Genomic DNA, 6,276 nt, shown 5'->3' with positions numbered 1-6,276 from the left:
GCGCCACCGACCACACAACGGTGGCCGCGGCAACCACGAGGGCCTTGACGATCCGGCCCAACCACCGGCGCAGGGTCGGCGCGCGGATGGTGCGGCCACCCTTCAGCGGGTTGGTCAGGAACACCGCACCCATCGCGGCGGCGCGCGCGGCTCCCTTCAGCGCAAACAAGAACTGGACGCCCGCCACGAAGATCCCGCCGACCGCCAGCCCGAAGCCGAACGGCACGACCGCGTCGACCAGCTCGCGGTTGAACCGGCTCCTCGACCAGCGGGACAGCCGGTCGAGGGGCTGGTCGATCAGGCGGGGCGCGACCTGGCGGAGCTTGGGCAGTGCGGCGATGGCGCCGGCCACCGCGAGCCCGATCGGCCAGGACCACAGCGTCACCTGCATACCGGCCGCGAGGCCGGCGCCGAAGGCGGCCCAGGGGGCCAGCGCCTTGCCGATCCGTCGGGCCAGCGGGATACGGGCGATCAGCTTCGCCGCCAGAACCAGCACGCCGGCCACGGCCACGGGCAGCCCGCCGGCGCCGATTCCCAACCCGATGACGATCCGCATGCCGGCGGGCAGCACCCGGCCCCGGTTGGCCTTCCCGAACTGTCCGCGCAGGAACCGCACGAGTGCCCGCAACGCCAGCACGATCCCCGCCCCGGCGGCCACGGGTATGCCGAACCCGTTGACCGCCGCCGCGACCCCGACGGCCACGCCCACCGCGAACGCCCCCCACGCGTCGAAGCCCGCCCGCACCCGGCCCCGGGGCGCCCCCGCCGCCTCGCCGCGCGCGTCGCTCCTGCCGAACCGACCGAATCGGCCTGCTGAACCGACTGAACCGGGCTGCTGGGGTGACTGAACCGGGCTGCTGGGGTGACTGAACCGGCTTGCTGGGGTGGCTGTGGGGCGTTCGCGGAGGGTTTTGAGGGCGAGCAGGGTGGCAAGGGTCGCGCCGAAGGCCGCGGTGAGCGGGGCGGGGACGAGGGTGTCGCGGCCGGGGATCGTGGTGGCGCCCCGCGTGGTGATGTCGAGCCAGGCGGAGCCTTGGGGGATCTGGCCGCTGTAGTGGGCCGGGTTGCTGGTGCCGGAGACGCCGAACTCGCGGGCCACGCCGGCCCGGTGCAGGGCGCCCATGTCCTCGTCGCGGATGGTGACCGGACCGATAGTGACCGAGGCGTTGCCGTTGTTCCAGTTGTAGGTGTCCCAGACGTGCAGCCGGTAGTCGATCTCCATGTGGTCACCGCGTACGACGGCCACTCCGGTGATCGCGTAGGCGAAGAAGCCCATCGCGTAGAACCAGTCGGGGTCGATCGCCGACGTCGTCGCGTGGTCCTCCCACCTGCTGGCGAACACGATCGGCTGGCCGTACGCGTTGTGCTCGGCGGCGTATGCGGCGACCTGCCGGAACAGGTCGCCCGCGAACCGCGACACCACGAAGTCGAACCCGGACATGTCGGTCACCATCTGACCCGGGTCGACCGTCATCGGGGTGCCGGTGTTGTCCAGGTAGTGGTTGAGCAGCGCGGCCGACTGCGTGAGCCCCTTGGCCTGCGCGGCGCCGGCCATCGCGCGGACCAGTTCCTTCAGCGCCTGCGCGTAGAGTTTGTCGGCCGCCGATGCGCTGTCGTACCGCCCGGCGCCCTCGTCGGGCTTGCGGGCCGTCGGTGGGCCGGGCAGTGAGGCCTCGCCGGACCGGGCCAACCGGATCGTGCCGGGCGGCAGGGAACTGTCCGGGGAGGTGCCCGCGAGCAGCCCGGTCACCGAGGGGCCGGCGGTCTCGCCGGCCGCCGCGCCGGCCGCCGCACCGAGCAGCCCGCCCAGGAACGCGCGTCGAGAGGCCATCCGGCGGGCGGCGCGGACCGCCGCCGCGAGCGGGTCGGCGTCGTGCGCATGCTCCTGCTCGGTGTGGTTGAAGTGCTTGCCGCCGGGCAGGTGGAAGTCGGCCTCGTGCTCCAGCAGCAGGTACCAGAAGTCCGCCGGCAGTCGACCGGCGGCGATGTGCGCGGCGATCTCCTCGGCCATCGTCCGGGTGATGACCACGACGTTCTCGGCGGCCCAGCCGAACGCGACCACGCCGCGCACCGGGAACTCGCGGTCCAGGATGCGGACCTCGACCCCGGGCGGGCCGCGCGGCATCTTCACCGAAAGGTCGTTCACCGTCAGCCACGGCCCGGCCCAGGACTCCAGGAACGCCACCATCGCCTCGGTGTGACCGTCGTGCCACGGCCGCAGCGCCACCGGCCCACCGGCGGCCCCCGGCGGCGCGGTGGCGTTGATGTAGGCCTGGGTGATTTCCGGGGGAACCGCGCTGTTAATGCCCGAGTGGACGCCGCCGAACAGGCCACCGACCTCCGAGCCGTAGAGCACGCCCACGACCTGCTCTTCCGGCTGTCCGTCGGCGCCGATGGCGGTGGTGTAGACCGGGCCGCCCGAGTTGCCGCCGGCGATGTCCTTGTTCCCGACAATGATCAGTTCCCAGTAGTCGGCCTGATAGCTCCGCTGGCCCTTGATCACCTTCCGCCGCGCGGCGGTGGGGATGATGCCGGTGGTGGTCACCATGCCCCGGGGCGGTTTCCCGTTGTCCCAGTTGCTGGTGCGCCCGTCGGCTTCCCGTGCGGTGATCCGCAGCTGTCCGGGGAAGCCGGAGATGGCGACCGGCTGGCCGTCGGCGGGCCGCGCGCCCACGCGCGCCGGTACGAACAGGTCCAGTTGGTCGGTGGCCGGGTAGATGCGCACGATGGCCAGGTCGGGCCAGTACCGGCTGAGAAGATCGACGAGCTCCGCGCGGGGCAGCGTGGCCGCCGTGGGGTCGATCGCGGCGTAGGCGTCGGCGAGCTGCTCCACCGTCGGCCGGATGATCATGCCGGGCCACTCCAGGTCGCCGAGGTGCACGGTGAGGTCGGTGATGTTCTCGACGACGTGGTTGTTCGTCACCAGGTCCGCAAAGGTGGCGGTCCGGCGGGCGACCCAGCCAGTGCCGCCGCTGGGCCTGGCTTCGCCGTTGGTGCGCAGCGTGGTGGAGATCCGCAGCACGCTGGCGGTGATGGCCGGCGTGTCGCCCATCTCCGGGGCCACCAGGATCGGGCGCCGGTGCGGGTCGTGCTCCAGGTCGAACGCGTAGCCGCGGACGCGCTCGTGCAGCCCGAGTGCCTCGCCGAGCAGCCGGCGCAGATCGGCGGGCAGCGGTGCGGCCGCCACGATCTCGACCTCTCGACGGCCGGGGTGGGTGAGCAGCTCGAGTTTGATGGCGAACAGGTTGCGCACCACCTCGGGATGGCTGCGGGCCAGCTCGCGCAGCCGGTCCAGCAGCCGGACATCCAGGTAGATGCGGTCGTCACCGGGCCGGGTGACAAGGCCTAGCGCGGCCGGCCCGCCGGCGGCGCGGACCATGGCGCCCAGGTCGCTCAGCGCGTGCAGCGAGTCGATGCCGGCACGGGTGAAGGCTTCCGAGGGCAGCCCGGTGAGCCGGACCAGCTCGGCCAGCGGCACGGGTTCCGCCAGCGTGGCCCGCTTGATCGCGTACCCGATGATGACCTGTTGCCGGTCGTCCAGCCCGTGGCCGAACAGGCCGGTCAGCCCGACCAGCGCCGGGGCCAGCCTGGCCAGCAGGGTGTACTGGCGGGTGAGCTGGCGGACCTGTCGCCACTGCCGGAACGCGCGGGCGCCGAACGGCCACACGAGGAAACCGAACAGCGAACCCCGAAGCATGCCCCGGGCGTCGGTCAGCCGCTTGCCGATCTCGTGGGGTTCGGAGATCAGCGTGTTGCCCAGCCTCTCGATCGCGTAGTCCAGGTGGACGTCCATCCCGGGTCGGCCGCCGACCACGGCAAGCGCTACCACCGTGACGAGGCCGCTGAACAGCATTCCGGCGGGGCCGATCGCGGCCACCACGCTCGTCCAGAGCAGCGCCACCGCGCCGGTGTACAGCGCGGCCACCGACATGCTGAGCCAGCCGAGGCGAGGCAGCGCAACCCGCCGGCCGGCCTGGGACCGCAGCCGCCACCAGGCCACAGCCACCGGGGTCGCCGCGGTGGTCACCGCGCCCGCCGCCCAGCTGAGCAGGCTGGTGGCTCCGCCGGTGTTGGTGACGCCCGGGACGGCGGCCAGCGCCGGCACCGCCAGCGGGCCGATCAGCAGCGCCGCCGCCATGCCGAGCACCGCGGCGCCTCGCCACACCCAGCGGGGCATCGAGACCAACAACCCGCGCACGGTGTGACGTGCGGAGACCAGCGGGTCACGCCAGCTCAGCATCGCCAACGCACCCGCCGTACCGACGCTGTAGATCAGGTCCAGCGCGTCGTGCACGGTGGGCTTGCCGGCGTAGCTGGTGACACCCCACGGCGCTTCGGTGATCGAGTTGATCGCGGCGACCACCGCCATCAACGCCGGCACCCACCGAAGGTAGAAAGCACGCAGCTGGGTCCGGCCGAGGTGGCCGGCGTCGCCGTTGCGCAGCGCCAGTGCCCACCGCAGGTACAGCGGGACCAGCGCGGCGAATACCGCCGGGGCGAGGTTGCCGACGTGGGCGAACAGATCGAACGGCTCCGGCAGCACACCCCGTACCGCGGGCACCGCCTTCACCAGCTCCTTCAGCCCGTACACCGCCATGGCGGCGACGAACGGCAGCCACCAGTTGAACCGGTACCGCTCCAAGTAGCTGGCCAGGAAGCCGCGGGTTGCGTGCAGCCGAGACCGGTAGATCCCGACCAGCAGGCCGGCCAGGCCGACCGTGGCCAGCACGTCGACGACCACCGGTGGGGCGCGCATGCCCACGCCGCCGAGCAGCACCGCGAGCACGGCCAGCCCCAGCACGGCCGGTCCCAGCACCCGGGCCAACCAGCGACCGGGCCGGCGGACCAGCCCACCGAACCGCCCCCGGCTGTTGGCCGCCGTACGGCCGGGTCCGTGCCGCTGGTTGACGTGGGCCAGATCGGTGTCGTGGTTCCGGCCGTTCCGGGTGCGGCCGACGGCGACCGAGTCGGTGCGGTGGAAGACCCGCTCGTGATCCAGCACCTCCGCCCAGAAGGCCGGGTCCGGGTGCTCCCGCAGGGCGTCCTCGGACAGCACGGTGACCCAACCGTCCGGCTCGGCCCAGGTGTAGGCGGACCAGCCGGTGACCGGGGTACCGAGCTCACCCGAGGCCAGCCGGGCCACCTGGGCGGTGGGTAGCACCTGGACGCTCGGGTCCAGGTCGACGGGCAGCACCCGGCGCTCCGCCGTGGTCGCGGCGCGCCGGGGCAGCTCCGGCACCGCGCGCCGGAGCTGAGCCTTCGCCGGGCCCGTCAGCGGCCGCTCGGAGAACGCGCCGTCGGTGTCGATCATGCCGTTGATCAGGTCGATGACCACCTGGATCGCCCTGATCTGAGCCTGAAGTTCACCGGGCCGGTGCGCGCTCGGCGGGTTGTGCAGCCACCCCTCCAGCGCATCCAGCAGCGCCACGTTGCGATCCAGCTCGGCCTGCCGGTCCGCGTCCAACCAGCCGTCCGGGATTGCGGCGAGCCGGGCGCGCAGCGCGGCGATGGACACCATCACCTCGGCGAAGCCGACCGTGTCCGCCTCGGCGGGGTCGGTCTCGGCGCGGGCCTCTTCGGGGATCAGCTCGGCCATCGCGTCGAGCACCTCGGCGGCGCGGTCCACCCGGCGCAGCGCCTCGTCCAGGATCACCCTGGCCAGCTCGACGGTGCCGGTCAGGCGCGGTTCCGGTCGTTGCCGCACCGCGCGCAGCAGCGCGGCGTAGGTCCCGCCGGCCTCGTGGGCGAGCTGTCGGGCCTCACGCAGCGCCTCGCGCGCCTCGGTCCACTCGCGAGCGGCGTCACCGTGGCCGGCCGCTCGCTGCAGCGCCCGGACCAGCCCGATGGTCCAGTCGTGGATGTCCTGGGTGCGGACCTCCGTGACCATCTCGTCCCAGTCCCAGCTCGAGCTGGGACTCCCCGCCTCGGTCAGCCAGTCGCGCAGCCGGTCGAAGATCGCCACACCGGACCCGGCCAGCCGGTCCAACCAGGCGCGCAACTCAGCGGCATCGGCCCCCAGCCGGATGTCCGCGTCGCCGGGCCAGTAGTAGCGGTCCCACAGCGAGCGCACCCGCCGTTCGAACCCGAACACCAGCCGGGCGTTGGTCCGCTCGGTGACCAGGCCGGGTGTGGACCCGTCGCCGAGCAGCCGGTCGAAACTCCGGGCCAGCCAGTCACCGGCCAGCGGACCGCTCGCGTCGGACGGCCCGATGCGCTCGATCCGCACCCCGCCGGTCTCGTACGCCTCGCGGAGCTTGCCGTGGCTGAGCTCGATGG

At 73.0% G+C, this 6,276-nt stretch carries 1 pseudogene (only partly in view); it reads right to left on the bottom strand.

What is annotated here, in order from left to right:
* Nucleotides 1-6,276 (bottom strand): annotated as a pseudogene (locus tag ABEB12_RS34575) (hypothetical protein) (its annotated part continues 25,072 nt past the right edge of the window); the annotation flags it as partial.

Origin of the sequence: Actinospineispora eucalypti, assembly GCF_039543365.1 — a bacterium.
Taxonomy (GTDB): domain Bacteria; phylum Actinomycetota; class Actinomycetes; order Mycobacteriales; family Pseudonocardiaceae; genus Pseudonocardia; species Pseudonocardia eucalypti.
The sequence above is the reverse complement of the archived record's forward strand: the minus strand, read 5'-3'. Positions and strand labels throughout refer to the sequence as shown.